The following is a 1,674-nucleotide window of genomic DNA, read 5'->3' on the forward strand; positions in this document are numbered from 1 at the left end:
CGGTGTACCCGGCGGCACGGCCGCCTCCGCCGGCCCGGGCCCGGAAGTGCCGCCCCGCTGCCGCGCGTCAGGCCGACGGCGTGCGGCCGCCGCCGCACGGGCGGCCTCGGCCGGGGGGACACCGGCCGAGGTGAGCCGGCACATCTCCTCGAGCATGGCGACGTCCGCGGGCATCCACCGCCGGTGCCGGCCGCCTTCCCGGACGGCCGGTCCGATGCCGTAGCGCTGCTCCCAGGAGCGCACCGTCGTGGGTGACACCCCCAGACGCCGTGCCACCGCGCCCGTGGTGACGCCGAGGGCCTCTTCGCTCATGCCGCCCAGATTACGACGCGGAAACGATGCGAACCAGGAAAGGCCCGGGGGTGGCGCATCCGCGGCCCGGCCGACGCAGGAAGACACGTACACGCAGGCAGCCGTCCGTCCGCCGGGGAGGCGACCCGGGAGGCGACAATGATCCACCGTCACGGAGAGAGGGCGTTCATGGCCGGGACTCAGGACGACGGGTACGACGTGGCGGTCGTCGGCGCGGGGGCCGCGGGCCTGGCGTGCGCGTCCGACCTCGCCCGGGCCGGCCTGCGGGTGCGTCTGGTGGAGGCGGCGGACACGGTCGGCGGCCGCATCCGCACCGACCGCGTCGCGGGCTTCACCGCCGACCGCGGCTTCCAGGTGTTCAACACCTCCTACCCCCAGGTCCGGCGCCGCCTCGATCTGCCGGCCCTGTTCCTGCGACCGTTCACCCCCGGTGTGCTGGTCCACACCGACGGCGGGCGGCTGCGCCTGACCGATCCCACGCGGCGACCGCGCGACGGGGTCGCCCTGCTCAGGGACGGCCGGGTCACGCCGCGCGACCTGCTGGCCTTCGGGGTCCTGTCGGCACGCGCCGCTCTCGCGCCCGCCTCGCGCCTGCGGTCCGGTCCCGAGCTCACCACCCGCACCGCCCTGGCCGGCGCGGGGTTCTCCGAGGAGTTCGTCGAGACCTTCTTCCGGCCCTTCCTGTCAGGGGTCTTCCTGGAGGACTCCCTGGAGACCTCGGCCCGCTTCTTCCACCTGGTCTGGCGCAGCATGCTGCGCGGCACGCTCTGCCTGCCGCGCGACGGCATCGGCGCCGTGCCGGCCCAGCTCGCCGCCGGCCTGCGACCGGGGGTGCTGAGCACCTCGTCGCCGGTGAGCGGGCTGACGCCGGAGGGGATCGTGCTCGGCGGCCGGGAACTGCGCGCCCGGGCCGTCGTCGTCGCCACCGGAGCCGGGGCCGCGGCGCGCCTGCTGCCCGGCCTGACCCCGCCCGCGGGCCGGACCGTCACGACGCTCTACCACGCCGTCGAACGCTCTCCGCTGCCCGAGCCCACCCTGCTGGTCGACGCCCACCGCAGGTTCCTGAACACGTGCGTCCTCACCGAGGTGCAGCCCGGCTACTCCGGTGACGGCAGGGCGCTGGTGTCGACCTCCGTGCTCGGCGCGCCGGGCCCCGTGGAGGAGGCGGCCGTCCTCGGCGCCCTCGCCGAGGCGTACGGCACGGACACCGGCACCTGGGAACCGGTGCACCGCGTCACGGTACGGGGCGCGCTGCCCGCCATGGCCCCGCCCTTGCCGCTCTCCCGCACGACCCGTTTCGCCCCGGGCCGCTACGTCTGCGGGGACCACCGGGCGACGGGCTCCCTCCAAGGAGCACTGGCC

2 protein-coding genes are annotated in these 1,674 nt (G+C 76.2%); one reads left to right on the plus strand and one right to left on the minus strand.

Annotation, left to right across the window (positions count from 1 at the left end):
• Positions 1-312, minus strand: a 312-nt coding sequence (locus VR44_RS29635; RefSeq protein WP_045950697.1) for a MerR family transcriptional regulator, incomplete at its 3' end; no start/stop codon positions are given.
• Between the two features lie 168 nt (positions 313-480).
• On the opposite strand from VR44_RS29635, the gene VR44_RS29640 reads away from it, so the two are divergent.
• The coding region (locus VR44_RS29640; RefSeq protein ID WP_045950698.1) for an NAD(P)/FAD-dependent oxidoreductase at positions 481-1,674 on the plus strand (1,194 nt) is incomplete at its 3' end.

This window comes from Streptomyces katrae, assembly GCF_000966975.1.
Taxonomy (GTDB): Bacteria; Actinomycetota; Actinomycetes; order Streptomycetales; family Streptomycetaceae; genus Streptomyces; species Streptomyces katrae.